The 18351-nt window shown below is 69.8% G+C and carries 14 protein-coding genes and 1 tRNA gene; 4 read left to right on the top strand and 11 right to left on the bottom strand.

What is annotated here, in order from left to right; translation table 11 throughout:
• Window positions 1-79: 79 nt before the first annotated feature.
• Both R2S09_RS01665 and R2S09_RS01670 read left to right on the top strand, forming a co-directional pair.
• Window positions 80-628, top strand: coding sequence for a DNA-binding protein (locus tag R2S09_RS01665; RefSeq protein ID WP_306184600.1), 549 nt, complete (start codon window positions 80-82; stop codon window positions 626-628).
• A gap of 77 nt (window positions 629-705) precedes the next feature.
• A complete protein-coding gene (locus R2S09_RS01670) occupies window positions 706-1971 on the top strand; it encodes a serine/threonine-protein kinase (protein ID WP_316739349.1) in 1266 nt (421 codons plus the stop codon).
• A 22-nt stretch (window positions 1972-1993) separates the two neighbouring features.
• Here R2S09_RS01670 and R2S09_RS01675 read toward each other — a convergent pair whose 3' ends face one another.
• On the bottom strand, window positions 1994-3349 hold the full coding sequence (locus R2S09_RS01675; RefSeq protein ID WP_316739350.1) for a hypothetical protein: 1356 nt from the start codon (window positions 3347-3349) through the stop codon (window positions 1994-1996).
• 229 nt (window positions 3350-3578) lie between these two features.
• Complete coding sequence (locus R2S09_RS01680) at window positions 3579-3707, bottom strand: DLW-39 family protein (RefSeq protein WP_003999697.1); 129 nt, start codon at window positions 3705-3707, stop codon at window positions 3579-3581.
• A 241-nt stretch (window positions 3708-3948) separates the two neighbouring features.
• Here R2S09_RS01680 and R2S09_RS01685 point away from each other — a divergent pair, with 241 nt between their 5' ends.
• Both R2S09_RS01685 and R2S09_RS01695 read left to right on the top strand, forming a co-directional pair.
• A complete protein-coding gene (locus tag R2S09_RS01685; RefSeq protein WP_306184595.1) occupies window positions 3949-4317 on the top strand; it encodes a DUF6344 domain-containing protein in 369 nt (122 codons plus the stop codon).
• Window positions 4318-4642: 325 nt separating this feature from the next.
• On the top strand, window positions 4643-5020 hold the full coding sequence (locus R2S09_RS01695; RefSeq protein ID WP_399143907.1) for a DUF6193 family natural product biosynthesis protein: 378 nt from the start codon (window positions 4643-4645) through the stop codon (window positions 5018-5020).
• A 55-nt stretch (window positions 5021-5075) separates the two neighbouring features.
• On the opposite strand, the gene R2S09_RS01700 is transcribed toward R2S09_RS01695, so the two are convergent.
• The 9 genes from R2S09_RS01700 to dnaA form a co-directional block, all read right to left on the bottom strand.
• A tRNA-Ile gene (locus R2S09_RS01700) sits at window positions 5076-5152 on the bottom strand.
• Between the two features lie 112 nt (window positions 5153-5264).
• Window positions 5265-6026 carry a DUF3566 domain-containing protein gene (locus tag R2S09_RS01705; RefSeq protein ID WP_306184593.1) on the bottom strand — a complete coding sequence of 254 codons (762 nt, stop codon included), beginning with the start codon at window positions 6024-6026 and terminating at the stop codon, window positions 5265-5267.
• 19 nt (window positions 6027-6045) lie between these two features.
• Window positions 6046-8640, bottom strand: a complete 2595-nt coding sequence (gyrA, locus tag R2S09_RS01710) for a DNA gyrase subunit A (protein WP_306184591.1) — start codon at window positions 8638-8640, stop codon at window positions 6046-6048.
• A gap of 42 nt (window positions 8641-8682) precedes the next feature.
• A complete protein-coding gene (gyrB, locus tag R2S09_RS01715) occupies window positions 8683-10773 on the bottom strand; it encodes a DNA topoisomerase (ATP-hydrolyzing) subunit B (RefSeq protein ID WP_306184589.1) in 2091 nt (696 codons plus the stop codon).
• A gap of 381 nt (window positions 10774-11154) precedes the next feature.
• Window positions 11155-11757 (bottom strand): DUF721 domain-containing protein, encoded by a 603-nt coding sequence (locus tag R2S09_RS01720; protein ID WP_399143908.1) that lies wholly within the window; start codon window positions 11755-11757, stop codon window positions 11155-11157.
• Entirely contained in the window at window positions 11754-12875 is a 1122-nt protein-coding gene (gene recF / locus R2S09_RS01725; protein WP_316739354.1) for a DNA replication/repair protein RecF, read from the bottom strand. The genes R2S09_RS01720 and recF overlap by 4 nt, the downstream gene beginning before the upstream one ends.
• A gap of 79 nt (window positions 12876-12954) precedes the next feature.
• Window positions 12955-13830 (bottom strand): phosphogluconate dehydrogenase (NAD(+)-dependent, decarboxylating), encoded by an 876-nt coding sequence (gnd, locus tag R2S09_RS01730; protein WP_306184584.1) that lies wholly within the window; start codon window positions 13828-13830, stop codon window positions 12955-12957.
• Window positions 13831-14007: 177 nt separating this feature from the next.
• Window positions 14008-15138 carry a DNA polymerase III subunit beta gene (dnaN, locus tag R2S09_RS01735; protein ID WP_306184582.1) on the bottom strand — a complete coding sequence of 377 codons (1131 nt, stop codon included), beginning with the start codon at window positions 15136-15138 and terminating at the stop codon, window positions 14008-14010.
• Between the two features lie 936 nt (window positions 15139-16074).
• Window positions 16075-18117 carry a chromosomal replication initiator protein DnaA gene (gene dnaA / locus R2S09_RS01740; RefSeq protein WP_316739356.1) on the bottom strand — a complete coding sequence of 681 codons (2043 nt, stop codon included), beginning with the start codon at window positions 18115-18117 and terminating at the stop codon, window positions 16075-16077.
• Window positions 18118-18351 lie beyond the last annotated feature (234 nt).

The following is an 18351-nucleotide window of genomic DNA, read 5'->3' on the forward strand; positions in this document are numbered from 1 at the left end:
GCCGACCACTCTCCGTAAGATGCTCCGCGTGGTTCGCTACAGCGAACCACGGTAGTCGGGGAAGCGATGGGGAGACGCAATGGACGCCGCACAGCAGGAAGCCACCGCGAGAGCGCGGGAACTGCAGCGGAACTGGTACGGGGAGCCGTTGGGCGCGCTGTTCCGTAAGCTCATAGACGACCTGGGGCTCAACCAGGCGCGCCTGGCGGGGGTACTGGGGCTGTCGGCGCCGATGCTGTCACAGCTGATGAGCGGCCAGCGCGCGAAGATCGGCAATCCGGCGGTCGTCCAGCGGGTGCAACTGCTGCAGGAACTCGCGGGCCAGGTGGCGGACGGCAGCGTCAGCGCGGCCGAGGCGACCGAGCGCATGGATGAGATCAAGAGGTCACAGGGGGGCTCGGTGCTCAGCAACGTCACGCAGACGACCAGCAGTTCGGGAGCGCCGACGGTCAAGCGCGTGGTCCGTGAGATCCAGTCGCTGCTCCGCTCCGTCGCCGCCGCCGGCGACATCATCGAGGCGGCGGACAGCCTCGCTCCCACCCACCCCGAACTGGCGGAGTTCCTCCGGGTCTACGGCGCCGGCCGCACCTCGGACGCGGTCGCCCACTACCAGACCCACCAGAACTGACGCCGCGAAAGGCGTCGCGGCGCGTATCGCGGGGGAGGCAAGGGGGGTGACCGCAGGGGGAGGAGCGACGCACAGCCATGGGTGAGGTCTTCGCCGGCCGGTACGAGCTGGCCGACCCGATCGGCCGCGGCGGGGTCGGCGCGGTCTGGCGCGTCTGGGACCACCGGCGCCGGCGGTACGTCGCCGCGAAGGTGCTGCAGCAGCGCGACGCGCACTCGCTGCTGCGCTTCGTGCGGGAGCAGGCGCTGCGGATCGACCACCCCCATGTGCTGGCACCGGCCAGCTGGGCCGCCGACGACGACAAGGTCCTGTTCACCATGGATCTGGTGGCCGGTGGCTCGCTGGTCCACCTGGTCGGCGACTACGGCCCGCTGCCCGCGCCGTTCGTCTGCACTCTCCTCGACCAGTTGCTGTCGGGACTCGCCGCCGTGCACGCGGAAGGTGTCGTGCACCGCGACATCAAGCCCGCCAACGTGCTCCTGGAAGCCACCGGCACGGGCCGCCCCAGACTGCGGCTGTCCGACTTCGGCATCGCCATGCGGCTGGGCGAGCCCCGGCTGACGGAGGCCGATCTCGTCGTGGGGACGCCCGGTTACCTCGCCCCGGAGCAGATGATGGGCGCGGAACCGGACTTCCCCGCCGACCTGTTCGCCACCGGCCTGGTCGCCCTGTATCTGCTGCAGGGCGCCAAGCCGGACGCCAAGGCGCTCGTGGAGTACTTCGCGGAACAGGGAACTCCGAGTGCTCCCAAGGGCGTTCCCGAGCCGTTGTGGCAGGTCCTGGCGGCACTGCTGCAACCGGACCCGCTGGCCCGGTTCCGTACGGCCACAGGGGCGCGCAAGGCCCTCGCCGCGGCCGCCGAGCTGCTGCCGGAGCCGGGGCCGGACGAGGAGCACATCGAGGTCTTCGACCAACTCGGCCCCCTGCCGCCGGGTTTCGGTCCGAACGGCCCCGAGCGGACCCTCGGCGCCGGCGGATCCGACGGTGCCGAGGAGTCCGGGACAGGCCGGACGCCCACCCGTGCGCTGCCGTCCGACGAGGACACCGGCAGTTTCCGCCTGCCTCCGCCGGTACGTCCCCAGGAGCCCGCCTCTGCGGCCTCCGCCGCGTCCGCTGCCTCTGATGCCCCTACTGTCCCTACGGCCTCGTACACCGCCGAGGACCCGCGCGTCCCCCCGCGGGCGGTTCCTCTTCCGGCGGCTCCCCCTCCGGCGCCGGCGAGCTCACCGCACCGCGCCGCACCTCCCCGTCGCCCCGGTCCGCCCGCCAAGGTGGCGATCCCGCTGCTGCTCCTCGCGCTGGTCTGCTACGCCGTGGGGTTCTGGGCACTGGCCCGGTTCTGAGGGCCGCCGCCCGGTCGTCGCCCTACCTGGCCCCCGCCCGCCGCCGGGCGGCCACCGTCCACACCCCGAGGACGAGCAGCAGGACGGTCCCCGCGCCGATGCCGCCCACCGCGAGCGCGCGCAGCGCGGCGGAGCCACCGCCGGCACCGGCCTCGGTCGCCGCCCGTCGGTCCCCGGCCGTGACCTCGAACAGGTGCCGCGGCTCGGAGCGACCCGCGTACCCCGGCCCCGGCCGTGCCGTACCGTCCACCCGCACCCGCAGGGTCAGGCCGTAGGGGTCATCGCCGAAGGTGCCGGCGGTCTGGGCGGCGAGGTGCACGACCAGGTAGTAGGAGCCCGCGAACCGCATGGCCTTCACCTGGTCGGCGAATCCGTAGCGGTTGGCGTAGGCGACGGGAGGCAGGGGCACGAGCGCGGCGGAGGCGGGCCGGCCGCTGTAACCGGCGTACGCGTCCTCGACGTAGCCCCGGACCGGGTTGTAGAGCGACAGCGTCAGCGCGCCGTCGGCGTAGCCGCTGCCGCCGCCGGCACCGCCCAGCTCGGCGAGGGCGTTCAGCTGCTGTCCCCAGTCCACCGGCACCCGGTAGAAGAGCGTCTGACCGGGCCGGATCCGGTCCCGCCAGACCCCTTGGCCGACCGTCGCGGCCCGGGCGAAACCGGAGCCGCCCGCCCGGTCCACCGCGTGCCCGCCGGCCGGCTCCGGCGAGGCCGAGTCCCATGTCTGCGGCGCCCTCGTCGCACCGGACCGCTCCAGGGCCGGCTCCGTCACGGCGGCCAGCTCCAAAGGCCAGGCGTCCGGCGAGGAGCCCGTGGCGGCGATGCGTTCGACAAGGACGTAATACGCACCGGCTCCCCGGCACAGCGCATGGCCCGGGGATGCTTCGCGCGTGCCCCACGCGGCGATCGGGTGCGCGCTGCGGCTCGTACCGAAGCGGGTGGCCTGGTAGGAGCAGGCGTTGCCCTGGGCGTCCCGCACGGAGACGCGCAGGCCGTCGGTGGCGGAGACCGTGGTGCCCGTGCCGGGGACGGCGGTGGCGGAGAGGTAGGCGGTGGAGGTGGCGTCGAGGTCGAGGCGGTAGTAGAGCCTGCCGTTCGCCGGCAGGGAGCTCCTGTAGACGCGGCCGGGCTCCAGGCTCTTCGCGCCCGAGGTCGTGGTGGCCCCGGCGACGGACCCGGCGCCGTCGGTGAAGCCGTATCCGCCCGGCGTGCCGTCCGCGACCGCGCTCGTCACCGGTACGGCGGCCACCACCAGGCCCAGCACCGCCACGACGACGGCGAGGCGTACGACGACGGCCCGCCCCACCGAAACCGGCAGCCCCACCGAAACCGGCGGCCCCACCGAGGCCGGCCGTCCTGCCGAGACCCGCCGCTTCGCCATGGGCCCCCGTCCAGCCGTGGGCCGTCTCATCCCGCGCCCCCTCGCGTTCGCCGCCGCTTCGGACGTCGCCCATCCTGCCCCGCACAGCGTTGCGCCATCCGCGCGTTCCGTACGAGCGTCCGAAACACCCGCCTCACGAGGTGACCGCTACCTCAGAAGCCGCGACCTCGCAACACAAAGCCCCGACCGCAACGGCGGTCGGGGCCTGCTCAGTCTGGGATGTCGGTGCTCACGAACCCGTGGGCACGGAGTCAGTCGCCTCCGTCCACAGATCCTGCTCGGCGCGATCCGCCTGGATCTGGCGGTACACGAGGAGCCCGCCGATGGCGGCCAGTGCGACCAGGAGAAGCTTCTTCACCGCGCGACCTCGTCTTTCCTTGACGTAGGGGACCTCTGGCGCCCGACTATACACACCGGCCGATACCGATCGGTGACCTGCGTGGGCCGCCGACTCTCCGCACTTTCTCGCCCTTCATGCGTCCATCCGAGTGGTGTTCATCCGAAGAACGACGCGCCACGAGCGTCGGTCCACCACTTCGCGGGGCTCATACACATCATGAGCAAAGTACGCAAATCGCCCAACCCGAAAGTGAGGGGCCATGGACCAGCACAAGGTCGTCAAGCTGTGGACCGCCATCGTCACCGCCTTCCTCGCGCTCTGCACGGCGCTCGGACTCATCACCACGACGGCCGGGGCGGCGAACGCCGCGCCGCAGTCGGACAAGGCATCCAAGAGCACCAGCACCCGGCTGCGGGCGCTACCGGAACAGGCGACGTCCTCCCCATGGTCCAGGACCCATCTTCGGTCCCTGCCCCCCACGATGAAGCAGCGGATCCGGGCCGAGGCCCACGGAAAGTCCCCCAGCTGCCGGCACCGCCCGCTGGGCGACAATCCCTCGCTGGCCACCGATCCGCAGTGCGCCCCCGCCGAACCGCCGGCCCGCCCCACCATTCCCCTCCAGCGCTGACAGCGCCGGCCCGGCAGCGCCGGGCCCCCGCAACCCGCACCCATTGACGTAACGGCGAACTGCGTACAGCATCTCCGGAACCGAAACCCACGAGGATCCCCGGCCACCCCCGGCCGGGGATCCTCGCGTTTCCCCGCCGTCCCGGACCCGCACCCCCGTGTCAGTCCCCCCGCACCGCCTGTCAGCGGCGTGACAGTCGGGTGTCAGGGCCGGCGTCCGCCGGATCACGGTCAGCCTCGCTCGGCATACCTGCGGCACCCCGCTCGCCTTCCTGAAGGTGCACCCAAAGATCGCCCAAGCCATCCTGCGGCACAGCCAGATCAGCATGACCATGGACGTCTACACGCACGTCGTCGGCGACAGTGAGCGCGAAGCGGTGGGCATGCTCGCCGAGCCTCTGGAAGACCCACTGATCGGGACAGGAATGGGCGAGCTTCACTTCAGCCGTTGCACCGAGCCGCGATGGACCTGGGACATCCCCTACATCGCGCCCGGTGCCAAGGGCACCTACTGGGTTCTCGGGCCACTCCGATCCGAGTGGGTAGGACAGGTAGCCACAGTGCAGGAAGCCATCACTCTGGTGGTCGACCGCCTGCCTCCTGCCTGCGGTCCTGCCTTCATGGGCACCCCTGAAGAACTCGCCGCCCATGAGGCCACGAAGCCGGGTCAACAGAAAGGCGACGCTCAGACACAGAGCGGCTGATGTCACCCGTAGATGTCAAAGACCCCCAACCATGATCGATTGGGGGTCTTCGTGCTGGTGGGGCTAACAGGATTTGAACCTGTGGCCTCATCCTTATCAGGGATGCGCTCTAACCAACTGAGCTATAGCCCCGCCGCGCTCTGCGGTGTGTGTCCCGCGCGCTGACTCCTGAAGATTAGCGCACGAGGCGGGCAGTCCCAAAATCGGTTGTCGGGGGACCGTCAGCGGACACCTGGAGCGCTCGTCACTCGTCCTCGGCCAGCGTCAGCTCGATGCCGCCGACGAAGCCCGCGGAGAGGTTGTAGATGAACGCCCCGAGGGTCGCCAGGGCGGTCGCCAGGACGACGTCGATGACCGCGATGATCGCCGTGAACATCAGAACATGCGGCAGCGACAGGAAGGACTGCAGGTCGAAGCCGTTCGACTCGTTCGAGCCGGTCGCCTCCGAGATGGTTCCGCCGACCGTCGAGAAGACGCCCATGGCGTTCATGACCATCCACAGCACGGCGGCCGCCACGATCGTGCAGATGCCCAGCGCGATGGAGAGCAGGAAGCTGACCTTCATCACCGACCACGGGTCGGCCTTGGCCACGCGCAGCCGGGCCTTGCGGGTGCGCGGCGCCGTCCGGGCACCCGTGCGCGGGCGGCGCACGGAACCGGCCTGGGGTGCGCCGGCGGCGGCTCCCGCGGCAGGCGGGTAGGCCTGCGGCGGGTGGTACGGCCCCGCCGACTGCTGCGGCTGCCGCTCGCCCGGCAGCGGGGAGGCCGCGCCGTGGCTCGGCGGGCCGGCCTGGGCCTGCGGGCTCTGCGGGCCTCGGGTGTCCGTCACCGTTCCCCCCTGGGATCCGTGAGTGTGGGGTGCGTGCGCGTCGGCCGCGGGCGGCTTGATCGCCTTCAGGTTGGTCGTGTGCGAATCCGTCGCACGCGCGGCGGAGCCACGGCCGCCGCCGTCCGTCTCCGTACCAGTGGAGGTACCGGCCGATCCGGCGCCCGTGGCTCCGCTCACGATGACTCACTCCTCGTGCCTACTCGGCCGAGGGCGCCTCACCCTCGTCCGTGCCGGTGCTCGCGGCACCCTCGGCGGTCTCGTCCACGGCCACGTCGCCGTCGACCTCCTCCGCCTCGCGTCCCGCCTCGGCGTTGCGTGCGATACCGACCACGGCATCGCGCTTGCCCAGGTTGATCAGTTGGACGCCCATGGTGTCACGGCCCGTCTCCCTGACCTCATTGACCCGCGTACGGATCACACCGCCCGAGAGCGTGATGGCGAGGATCTCGTCGGTCTCCTCGACCACCAGCGCGCCGACCAGCGAACCACGGTCCTCCACGATCTTGGCGGCCTTGATGCCGAGGCCACCGCGACCCTGGACGCGGTACTCGTCGACGGCGGTCCGCTTCGCGTACCCGCCGTCCGTGGCAGTGAACACGAACGTACCGGTTCGAACAACATTCATCGAGAGCAGCTCGTCGCCCTCGCGGAAGCTCATGCCCTTCACACCCGAGGTGGCGCGGCCCATGGGACGCAGGGTGTCGTCCGATGCGGTGAACCTGATCGACTGGGCCTTCTTGCTGATCAGCAGCAGGTCGTCGTCGGCCGAGACGAGTTCGGCACCGATCAGTTCGTCATCGGTTCCGTCCTCCCGCTCACGCAGGTTGATCGCGATGACGCCACCGGAACGCGGCGAATCGTAATCCTTCAGAGGCGTCTTCTTGACCAGTCCGGCCTTGGTGGCCAGCACCAGGTACGGGGCCGCCTCGTAGTCGCGGATGGCGAGGATCTCGGCGATCGCCTCGTCCGGCTGGAAGGCCAGCAGGTTCGCCACGTGCTGACCGCGCGCGTCCCGGCCGGCGTCGGGCAGCTCGTAGGCCTTCGCCCGGTACACCCGGCCCTTGTTGGTGAAGAACAGCAGCCAGTGGTGCGTGGTGGAGACGAAGAAGTGGTCGACGATGTCGTCTTCCTTCAGCTTCGTCCCGCGTACACCCTTCCCGCCGCGCTTCTGGGCGCGGTAGTCGTCGGTCTTGGTCCGCTTGATGTAGCCGCCGCGGGTGACCGTGACGACGATGTCCTCCTCGGCGATCAGGTCCTCGATGGACATGTCGCCCTCGTACGGGATCAGCTTGGTCTGGCGGTCGTCGCCGTACTTCTCGACGATCGCGGCCAGCTCCTCGCTGACGATCCCGCGCTGGCGGACCGGGGAGGCCAGGATCTCGTTGTACTCGTTGATCTTCGCCTGGAGTTCGTCGTGCTCCTGGACGATCTTCTGCCGCTCCAGTGCGGCCAGGCGCCGCAGCTGCATCTCGAGGATGGCGTTGGCCTGGATCTCGTCGATCTCCAGGAGCTCCATCAGACCGCCACGCGCGATCTCGACGGTATCGCTGCGCCGGATCAGCGCGATGACCTCGTCGATCGCGTCCAGGGCCTTGAGCAGACCGCGCAGGATGTGCGCCCGCTCCTCCGCCTTGCGCAGCCGGAAGCGCGTACGGCGGACGACGACCTCGATCTGGTGCGTCACCCAGTGGCGGATGAACGCGTCCAGCGACAGCGTGCGCGGCACGCCGTCCACCAGCGCCAGCATGTTGGCGCCGAAGTTGGTCTGCAGGTCGGTGTGCTTGTAGAGGTTGTTCAGGACGACCTTGGCGACCGCGTCCCGCTTCAGCACGATCACGAGCCGCTGGCCCGTGCGGGAGCTCGTCTCGTCGCGGACGTCCGCGATGCCGCCGACCCTGCCGTCCTTCACCAGGTCGGCGATCTTCTGCGCCAGGTTGTCCGGGTTCACCTGGTACGGCAGCTCGGTGACCACCAGGCACTGGCGGTTCTGGATCTCCTCGACCTCGACCACCGCGCGCATCGTGATGGAGCCGCGACCGGTGCGGTAGGCCTCCTCGATGCCCTTGCGGCCCACCACCAGGGCGCCGGTCGGGAAGTCCGGGCCCTTGATCCGCTCGATGAGCGCGTCCAGGAGTTCCTCGTGCGAGGCCTCCGGGTTCTCCAGGTACCACTGGGCGCCGGCCGCGACCTCGCGCAGATTGTGCGGCGGGATGTTGGTCGCCATGCCGACCGCGATCCCGGCCGAGCCGTTGATCAGCAGGTTCGGGAAGCGGGAGGGCAGGACGGTCGGCTCCTGGGAGCGGCCGTCGTAGTTGTCCGTGAAGTCGACGGTCTCCTCGTCGATGTCACGGACCATCTCCATCGACAGCGGCGCCATCTTGCACTCGGTGTAGCGCATGGCCGCCGCCGGGTCGTTGCCCGGCGAGCCGAAGTTGCCGTTGGAGTCCACCAGCGGCATCCGCATCGCCCACGGCTGCGCGAGGCGCACCAGTGCGTCGTAGATGGAGCTGTCGCCGTGCGGGTGGTAGTTGCCCATGACGTCGCCGACGACACGGGCGCACTTGTAGAAGCCGCGCTCGGGGCGGTAGCCGCCGTCGTACATGGCGTACAGCACACGGCGGTGGACGGGCTTGAGGCCGTCCCTCACGTCCGGCAGCGCACGCGAGACGATGACGGACATCGCGTAGTCGAGATACGAGCGCTGCATCTCCGTCTCGAGCCCGACGGGCTCGACACGCAGGCCGGTCTCGCCGCCTTCTTCAGGCGTGACAGGGGTGTTCTCGTCGGCCATTGCTGGTGGGGTTCCTTCCTGGTGCGGTCAGCTGAGACCGACTCAGATGTCGAGGAAGCGGACGTCCTTGGCGTTGCGCTGGATGAACTGGCGGCGGGCCTCGACGTCCTCGCCCATCAGGACCGAGAACAGGTCGTCGGCCTGGGCGGCGTCGTCGAGGGTGACCTGGCCGAGGACGCGGTGCTCCTGGTCCATCGTCGTCACGCGCAGCTCCTCGGCGTTCATCTCGCCGAGACCCTTGAAGCGCTGGATGGAGTCCTCGCGCACCCGCTTGCCGCGCTGCCGTCCCATCTCGATCAGGGCGTCGCGCTCGCGGTCGGAGTAGGCGTAGTCGACGTCGTCCTTGCCCCACTTGATCTTGTACAGCGGGGGACGGGACAGGAAGACGTGGCCCGCCTCGACCAGCGGCCGCATGAAGCGGAACAGGAAGGTCAGCAGCAGGGTGTTGATGTGCTGGCCGTCGACATCGGCGTCCGCCATCAGGATGATCTTGTGATAGCGGAGCTTGTCGATGTCGAAGTCCTCGTGCACACCCGTGCCGAACGCGGAGATCAGCGCCTGGATCTCCTGGTTCTGCAGGATCTTGTCGATGCGCGCCTTCTCGACGTTGAGGATCTTGCCGCGGATCGGGAGGATCGCCTGGTACTCCGGGTTGCGGCCGGACTTGGCCGAGCCGCCGGCGGAGTCGCCCTCGACGATGAAGATCTCGCACTTGGTGGGGTCGTTCGACTGGCAGTCGGAGAGCTTGCCCGGCAGCGACGCGGACTCCAGCAGACCCTTGCGGCGGGTCAGGTCACGGGCCTTGCGGGCCGCCACACGCGCGGTGGCCGCCTGGATGGCCTTGCGGACGATGTCCGCCGCCTCGTTCGGGTTGCGGTCCAGCCAGTCGGTCAGGTGCTCGTAGACCGCCCGCTGCACGAAGGTCTTCGCCTCGGTGTTGCCCAGCTTGGTCTTGGTCTGGCCCTCGAACTGCGGCTCGCTCAGCTTCACCGAGATGATCGCGGTCAGACCCTCGCGAATGTCGTCACCCGTGAGGTTGTCGTCCTTCTCCCGCAGCAGCTTCTTGTCGCGCGCGTACTTGTTGATCAGGGAGGTCAGCGCGGCACGGAAGCCCTCCTCGTGCGTACCGCCCTCATGCGTGTGGATGATGTTGGCGAAGGAGTACACGCCCTCGCTGTAACCGTTGTTCCACTGCATCGCGACCTCGAGGGACAGGCTCTTGTCCTTGTCCTCGGCCTCGAGGTCGATGACGGAGGGGTGCACCGGCTCTCCCTTGCGGGAGTTGAGGTACTTCACGAAGTCGACGATGCCGCCCTCGTAGTGATACGTGACCGACTTGACCTCGGCCTTCTGGTCCGCACCCGCCTCGTCCGCGCCGGAGGTCGCCTTCGCCGACTCGCGCTCGTCGGTCAGCCTGATCGTCAGACCCTTGTTCAGGAACGCCATCTCCTGGAAACGCCGCGAGAGCGTCTCGAAGGAGTACTCGGTGGTCTCGAAGATGTCCGGGTCGGCCCAGAACGTCACCGAGGTTCCGGTCTCGTCCGTCGCCTCGTGCTGGGCGAGCGGAGCGGTCGGGACGCCCAGCTTGTAGTCCTGCGTCCAGCGGTGGCCGTCGGTCCTGATATCGACCGAGACCTTGGTCGACAGGGCGTTGACCACGGAGACGCCGACACCGTGCAGACCACCGGAGACCGCGTAGCCACCGCCGCCGAACTTGCCGCCCGCGTGCAGCACCGTCAGCACGACCTCGACGGCCGGCTTGCCCTCCGAGGGCACGATGCCGACCGGGATGCCACGGCCGTTGTCGACGACGCGTACGCCGCCGTCGGCCAGGATCGTCACATCGATGGTGTCCGCGTGCCCGGCCAGCGCCTCGTCGACGGAGTTGTCGACCACCTCGTACACGAGGTGGTGCAAGCCGCGCTCACCGGTCGAACCGATGTACATGCCGGGTCGCTTGCGGACCGCGTCCAAGCCCTCGAGGACGGTGATGGCGCTGGCGTCGTACGAGGCCGTCACCTCACCGTTCGATGAGGTCGAAGAGGCGGCCGGGTCAGCGCCGGCGTCGGTGGACGGGATGTTCTCGTTGGGGTTGCCGGAATCGGCCACGAAGCGCCCTTTCTGGCACAGCACGAGCCAGGCTCCTGGGGGTGCCGGAGCGGCTGCGGCATGTTGCGTTGGTAAGCCTTGATCAGCGTTGCTCAGCGTTGCTCAGCTTTTCCCGGACGGTCCCCACGTTCGGGGCGGGATCGGCTTCCAGTCTACCGGTAGCGCCGACAGTGATGGGGGTTTGCCGGTACCTGAGTCCGCATGTGGCGCCCTGAACCGGTCTCCGCCGGGTCCCGATATGCGGAAGGGGGCTCCAAGAGGCTCACAGCGGCACTCAGCGCTTCCGGCCGTCAACCCTTCGCTACTCAGGGGTCAGGTAGCTGTTCGCAAGAGCGTGCGGTTGCACGCCGGACCGCGGCCGGGCGCCCGCCGGCCGGCCTCTACGACGGATTTTTGTGAGGTCCGTCACCCATAGGTGTCGCGGGGCCCGACGCTGCCGGGCGCGCGCAGCGGACCGTACCGACGAGCGCCGCCACCGGGACCGTTCACCTTGATCAGCCGGACCGCGCCATGGCCCAGGTCCTCGTTGAGACGGGCCACCAGCGTCGGGGCGAGCAGGCGCAGATTGGTCGCCCACGCCGTCGAGTCGCAGCGCACGCTCAGCACCCGCTCGTCCTCGTCGTACTTCTCCGGCTCACAGTGCTTGGCCACGTCCGCGCCGACGATCTGCGGCCAGCGCCCCATCACACCGCCCACGGCGGCCGGGGTCTCCCAGCCGCGCTCGGTGATCAGCCGGTTGATCGCCGAGCCCAGCGCCATCGGATCACGGCCGTCGGCGCGCACACCCGAGCGCAGCCCGCCGCGCCTCCCCTGCCGCTTCTGCTGCGCCGCGTCCCCCCGCGCGCGTGCCGCCTCCTTCGCCGCGCGCAGCGCCACCCGCGCCAGGTCGACACCAGAGGGCTCGGCCGTCTTCGGGGCGTCCACCGAGGACGGCTTCCGGGACGAATCCTCCGGGGACGTCTTCCGGCGCACCGGGTCGTGCTCGCCGCTCATACGCGCTTCGCTCATACGCGCTCCACCGCCCCTTCCGACACGGAGAACCGCGTACCCGCCAGCACATGCGGCACGTCGTCGTCCACCGCGGCGGTCACCAGGACCTGCTCACCGGGCGCGACCAGTTCGGCCAGGCGTTCGCGGCGACGGGTGTCCAGCTCGGCGAAGACGTCGTCGAGGATCAGCACCGGCTCGTTGCCCTCGGCACGCAGCAGGTCGTACGACGCCAGGCGCAACGCCAGCGCGTAGGACCACGACTCACCGTGGGAGGCGTATCCCTTCGCGGGCAGCTGCCCCAGCTTGAGCACCAGGTCGTCCCGGTGGGGTCCCACCAGGGTGACGCCCCGCTCGATCTCCTGCTTGCGGGCGTCCGCGAGCGCGGCCATGAGCTGCTCGAACAGTGCCTCGCGCGTGTGCGCCGCGCCGGGCGCGGACGGCTTGTACTCCAGCGCGACCGGGCCACCCCCGGGCGCCAGCTGCTCGTAGGCCTTGTCGGCCAGCGGCTGCAGCGCGGCGATCAGATCGAGGCGCTGGGCGAGCAGCTCCGCGCCCGCGCGCGCGAGGTGCTGGTCCCACACGTCCAGCGTGGACAGGTCCATGGAACGGCCGCCGTGCCGGCGGGCCAGCGCGGCCGACTTCAAAAGTGTGTTGCGCTGCCTGAGGACCCGCTCGTAGTCGGAGCGCACGCCCGCCATGCGCGGGGAGCGGGCCGTGACCAGCTCGTCCAGGAAGCGGCGCCGCTCACCGGGGTCGCCCTTGACGAGGGCCAGGTCCTCCGGCGCGAACAGCACGGTCCGTACGATGCCCAGCACGTCACGCGGTCTGACCTGGGACGACCTGTTGATGCGAGCGCGGTTGGCCCTGCCCGGGTTCAGCTCCAGCTCGACCAGCTGCTGCCGCTCACCCTGCCTGACCTGGGCGCGGATCACCGCCCGCTCGGCGCCCATGCGCACCAGGGGGGCGTCGGAGGCGACCCGGTGGCTGCCCAGGGTGGCCAGGTAGCCGATCGCCTCGACGAGATTGGTCTTGCCCTGGCCGTTGGGGCCGACGAAGGCGGTGACGCCCGGGTCGAGCGGGACCTCGGCCCGGGCGTACGAGCGGAAGTCGGCCAGCGACAGATGCGTGACGTGCATGGTCGTTCGCCGGCCTCCCTCAGCGTTGCGGACCGCCGGACGGTACCGGGCGGTCCTGGGGCCTGTGGACCCCTGTGGACTACTTCTTCTCTACGGCGTGGCCGCCGAACTGGTTGCGCAGCGCGGCGATCATCTTCATCTGCGGCGAGTCCTCCTGGCGGGAGGCGAACCGCGCGAACAGCGAGGCCGTGATCGCGGGCAGCGGCACGGCGTTGTCGATGGCGGCCTCCACGGTCCACCGGCCCTCGCCGGAGTCCTGTGCGTAGCCGCGCAGCTCGTCGAGGTGCTCGTCCTCGTCGAGGGCGTTGACGGCGAGGTCCAGCAGCCAGGACCGGATGACGGTGCCCTCCTGCCAGGAGCGGAAGACCTCGCGGACGTTGTCCACGGAGTCGACCTTCTCCAGGAGCTCCCAGCCCTCGGCGTAGGCCTGCATCATCGCGTACTCGATGCCGTTGTGGACCATCTTCGCGAAGTGGCCCGCGCCGACCTTGCCGGCGTGCACCGAGCCGAAGTCGCCCTCCGGCTTGAGCGCGTCGAAGACCGGCTGCACCTTGGCGACGTTCTCCGGGTCGCCGCCGTACATCAGCGCGTAGCCGTTCTCCAGGCCCCAGACACCGCCGGAGACTCCGCAGTCGACGAAGCCTATGCCCTTGGCGGCCAGCTCCTTCGCGTGCTTCTCGTCGTCCGTCCAGCGCGAGTTCCCACCGTCCACGACCACGTCACCAGGCTGCAGCAGCTCGGCGAGCTCGTCGATGGTCGACTGGGTCGGGGCACCGGCCGGCACCATCACCCAGACCACTCGCGGGCCCTGTAGCTTCTCCACAAGCTCTTGCAGGCTGTCGACGTCCGCGAGGTCCGGGTTGCGGTCGTATCCGATGACGGTATGGCCCGCGCGGCGAATCCGCTCGCGCATGTTGCCGCCCATCTTGCCGAGGCCGACGAGACCGAGCTCCATCAGTTGTGTCCTTAGGTGTCCGACGTGGCGTGAGGGCACATTCGTACCCGCGCCCGAGCCTAAACCCGGACGCTCGCGCACATCCGTGGGCATACGCGCTCATACGTACGTCCCCACCTGTGACTTCGTCGCACGCCGGCCCACAGGCTGTGGACCAGCGCCGCCACTTCGCGCGGCTCAGCCGCTCAACCGCACCGGCATGATCAGGTACTTGTAGGCCACGTCCGCCTCCGCGTCCATCGCCGGCTTGCCGCTGAGCAGCGCCGGCTTGGTGGAGGTCGTGAAGGACAGCTGGGCCACCGGGGAGTCGATCGCGCTCAGACCGTCCAGCAGGAACGTGGGGTTGAAGGCGATGGAGATGTCGTCGCCCTCGAGCTGGGCGTCGACCCTTTCCACAGCCTGTGCGTCGTCGCTGGAGCCGGCCTCCAGGATCAGCACACCCTGCTCGAAGCTCAGGCGCACCGGGGTGTTGCGCTCCGCGACCAGGGCCACGCGCTTGACGGCCTCCACGAAGGGGGCGGTCTCGATGGTGGCGACCGAGTTGAACTCCGTCGGGAACAGCGTGCGGTACTTCGGCAGGTCGCCTTCGAGGAGCCGGGTGGTCGTCCGGCGGCCCGCGCCCTCGAAACCGATCAGACCTTCACCGGCGCCCGAGCCGGACAGCGCCAGGATCACGCTGTCACCGCTGGTCAGCGCCTTGGCGGTGTCCAGCAGGGTCTTGGCGGGCACCAGGGCGACCGCGGAGGCGTCCGGGTTCTCCGGCTTCCACAGGAACTCGCGGACCGCGAAGCGGTAGCGGTCGGTGGAGGCCAGCGTGACCGTGTCGCCCTCGATCTCGATGCGCACACCGGTCAGGACGGGCAGCGTGTCGTCGCGGCCGGCGGCGATGGCCACCTGCGCGACGGCGGCCGCGAAGACCTCGCCGGGGACCGTGCCCGTCGCGTTCGGCATCTGCGGCAGCGCCGGGTACTCCTCCACAGGCAGTGTGTGGAGCGTGAAGCGGGAGGAGCCGCAGACCACCGTCGCCCGTACACCGTCTGTGGAAATCTCCACCGGGCGGTTGGGCAGGGCCCGGGAGATGTCGGCGAGGAGCCGGCCGGAGACGAGGACTGTGCCCTCCTCCTCGACCTCGGCCTCCACCGACACCCGCGCGGAGACCTCGTAGTCGAAGCTCGACAGGCTCAGCTGGCCGTCCTCGGCCTTCAGCAGGAGGCCGGCGAGAACAGGCGCCGGCGGACGGGCCGGGAGGCTGCGTGCCGCCCAGGCCACTGCCTCCGCGAGTACGTCGCGTTCCACCCGGATCTTCACCGTAAGCCGCCTCCTGCTGTTGCTACTGAGTCCTCCGACTCGGTGTCACCACCCACTGCGACGGGAAGGACACCGGGGACCAGTCTGACGCACGCCACTGACAGTAGGTGCCTGTCGGGGTCAAGTCGCTCCGAGGGACGGTCGGGGTCCGGCGGGCAAGTTGTGCACAGGTCCCGCTTCGAAACGAATTCCGCACTCTCTCTAGTCGGGAGTAGTAGTAGGGCCTGTGGATACCGTGGATAACCACGTTTGCCCAGCTCAGCGCGGAAATTTTGTCCACGGGCCCTGTGGGCGACGGCAGTGGACAACTCGGGGTCTCTGTGGAGAACAGGAAGTTCTGCACACCCCGCCCACAGCCTGAGGTCAGTTCTCCCCAGCTGCGTCCCCAGATTTACCCACGTTTCCCACACCCCAATCCGGCAGCTTCGTGTGACGGCTTTCACTCGACGCGGTGACCGGGGGCGTCGCGTTGCCGAACAGTGGACAGGGATGTGGAGAACGGACGGATCATTGGGGACAACGGGGCGCAGCCTGTGGGTTGCCCGTGGACAACTTCGTGCACAGCCTGTGGATCTCCGCTTCGTCCACAGTCTGTGGAGATCGCTCGTCCACGAGTCCACAGGCTGCTGAGCTGGGGCGATGGCTGCGCCGCGGCATGCCTGTGGATGCCGTTCGGGACAACTTCACAGTCCCCAGGATGTGGACGGAAGAAAGTCACCCAATCTGTGGAGAGCGGCCGTAACCAGGCATTTAATCGAACACCACGCTGTGGCTGGCTGTGGGTGGCGTCGCCCCCGATCGACAGTTCTGGGGTCCGGTCGACGGACTTGGGGGCCGATCGAGAGTCCTACGGGCCGGGCGAGGCCCCGACGCATGCGAGAGGGCGCCCCGGGGAGTCGCTCCCCGGGGCGCCCTCGGCGCTGCTCTGGGCGGCCGTCAGCCGTTCTTGATGCGGTTGGTCAGCTCGGTGACCTGGTTGTAGATGGAGCGCCGTTCCGCCATCAGCGCGCGGATCTTGCGGTCGGCGTGCATGACGGTCGTGTGGTCGCGTCCGCCGAACTGCGCGCCGATCTTCGGCAGCGACAGATCGGTCAGCTCACGGCACAGGTACATGGCGATCTGCCGGGCGGTCACCAACGCGCGCCCGCGCGAGGTGCCGCACAGGTCCTCCACCGTCAGCCCGAAGTACTGGGCGGTCTCGGCCATGATGGCGCTCGCCGTGATCTCCGGAGCCGTGTCCTCGCCGCCGGGGATGAGGTCCTTCAGGACGATCTCCGTCAGGCCCAGGTCCACCGGCTGCCGGTTGAGCGAGGCGAACGCCGTCACCCGGATCAGCGCGCCCTCCAGCTCACGGATGTTCCGCGAGATCCGGGAGGCGATGAACTCCAGCACCTCCGGCGGGGCGTTCAGCTGCTCCTGCACCGCCTTCTTGCGCAGGATCGCGATGCGCGTCTCCAGCTCGGGCGGCTGGACGTCCGTGATCAGACCCCACTCGAAACGGTTCCGCAGCCGGTCCTCCAGCGTCACCAGCTGCTTGGGCGGCCGGTCACTGCTGAGGACGATCTGCTTGTTGGCGTTGTGGAGCGTGTTGAAGGTGTGGAAGAACTCCTCCTGCGTCGACTCCTTGTCCGCCAGGAACTGGATGTCGTCGACGAGCAGGATGTCCATCTCGCGGTAGCGCTTGCGGAAACTGTCGCCCTTGCCGTCGCGGATGGAGTTGATGAACTCGTTGGTGAACTCCTCCGAGCTCACGTACCGCACGCGCGTGCCCGGGTACAGGCTGCGCGCATAGTGACCGATCGCATGCAGCAGGTGCGTCTTGCCGAGTCCCGACTCGCCGTAGATGAAGAGCGGGTTGTACGCCTTGGCCGGCGCCTCGGCGACGGCGACCGCCGCCGCGTGCGCGAAGCGGTTGGACGCGCCGATGACGAAGGTGTCGAAGAGGTACTTCGGGTTCAGCCGCGCGGTCGGCTCGCCCGGGCCGCTCGCCGGCGCGGGCTGCCCGGACGAAGGGCCCACGCCGCCGGTGCCGGACGGGCCCGGGCCCGCGGGCCCCCCGTGGCGCACCGGCCCGGAGCCCGCCGGCGGCTCGGGCAGCTCCCGGCGCCCGGCGTCCCGCTGGTCGTAGTCCCGCTGGTCGTAGTCGCCGCGGGAGGAGTCGTAGTCGGAGCGCGGCTGGTCGTACGGAGCCCGGTCCATCGGTCGCGGACGGTAGTCCTGCGAACCCCGGTAGGAGTCATTGCCGGGTCCGTACGAGTCCTGCGAGCCGTAGGCGTCCTTGGAACCGTACGAGTCCTGCTGGCCGTAGCCGTCGCGCGGGCCGTAGGGGTCCTGCCCACTCGGCGTTGCGTAGGGGTCCCGCTCCGGGAAGCCGAGCCGCTGCTGGTGCCAGCCGTAGTCGTCCTGGCCGGGGCGCGGCCAGGCGCCGGGCTCTGGGCGCTGGTAGTCCGAGGGGTAGGCCGGGCGGGCGGTCGGCAGCGAATCCGTGCTGTCGGCCTGCTGCGGGCCCGTGCGCGTCGGCGGCGGCAGCTGCTCGCCGGAGCCGTCCGGGCGCTGGTCGGCGCGGCCGGTGGGGCGGTGCCTGTCGGGGCGCGGCTCGCCGCGGTGGCGGCCGTAGCCCTCGTAGCCTCCCTGGCCGGTGGGCAGCTCCTGCTCCTCGTAGCGCGAGCCGGGCGCCGGAGGCGTCGGGTTCTGGGGTTCGCCGACGGAGCTGTCGACGGTGATCGCGATACGGATGGGGCGGCCGCACTCCCGGCTCAGCGTGTCGCTGACGACCGGGGCCAGCCGGCCCTCCAGGACGCCCTTCGCGAACTCGTTCGGAACGGCGAGCAGGGCGGTGTCCGCGACCAGCGCGAGCGGCTGGCAGCGGCGGATCCAGTGCTCGTCCTTCGTCTCGACGCCCTGTCCGCGGCCCTCTCCGAGAAGCTGCTCCAGTACTCGCGGCCACACTGCGGCAAGATCGGCGGGTACGTCAGCCACAGGGCACGCTCTCTCACGGGTTCCCACGAACGTGTGGTTCGGGACGGGGCGGGGTGTAAACGGGGGACAAGTCGACGAATGGGAGTCCAGCCACGGTAGTCAGGGCGGCGGCCACGGTTCAAGTTGTTGTCCCCAGCCTGTGGACAAGTGTCTCGCACGTGGTGCTGGTTTGACCGGATGGCGCAGCCCCGCGTACCGTAACCAGGTCGAGTTGTCGATGGCTGCTGCCGCCTG

Origin of the sequence: Streptomyces sp. MK7, from assembly GCF_032658145.1 — a bacterium.
Lineage (GTDB): Bacteria > Actinomycetota > Actinomycetes > Streptomycetales > Streptomycetaceae > Streptomyces > Streptomyces spiralis.

Bases quoted from the DNA above. Each gene is read 5' to 3' on its own strand.
- R2S09_RS01720 (WP_399143908.1), bottom strand. From the start codon at position 11,757: ATGAGCGAAGCGCGTATGAGCGGCGAGCACGACCCGGTGCGCCGGAAG.
- gnd (WP_306184584.1), bottom strand. From the start codon at position 13,830: ATGGAGCTCGGTCTCGTCGGCCTCGGCAAGATGGGCGGCAACATGCGC.
- R2S09_RS01685 (WP_306184595.1), top strand. From the start codon at position 3,949: ATGGACCAGCACAAGGTCGTCAAGCTGTGGACCGCCATCGTCACCGCC.
- R2S09_RS01695 (WP_399143907.1), top strand. From the start codon at position 4,643: ATGACCATGGACGTCTACACGCACGTCGTCGGCGACAGTGAGCGCGAA.
- R2S09_RS01675 (WP_316739350.1), bottom strand. From the start codon at position 3,349: ATGGCGAAGCGGCGGGTCTCGGCAGGACGGCCGGCCTCGGTGGGGCCG.
- R2S09_RS01665 (WP_306184600.1), top strand. From the start codon at position 80: ATGGACGCCGCACAGCAGGAAGCCACCGCGAGAGCGCGGGAACTGCAG.
- recF (WP_316739354.1), bottom strand. From the start codon at position 12,875: ATGCACGTCACGCATCTGTCGCTGGCCGACTTCCGCTCGTACGCCCGG.
- gyrA (WP_306184591.1), bottom strand. From the start codon at position 8,640: ATGGCCGACGAGAACACCCCTGTCACGCCTGAAGAAGGCGGCGAGACC.
- R2S09_RS01670 (WP_316739349.1), top strand. From the start codon at position 706: ATGGGTGAGGTCTTCGCCGGCCGGTACGAGCTGGCCGACCCGATCGGC.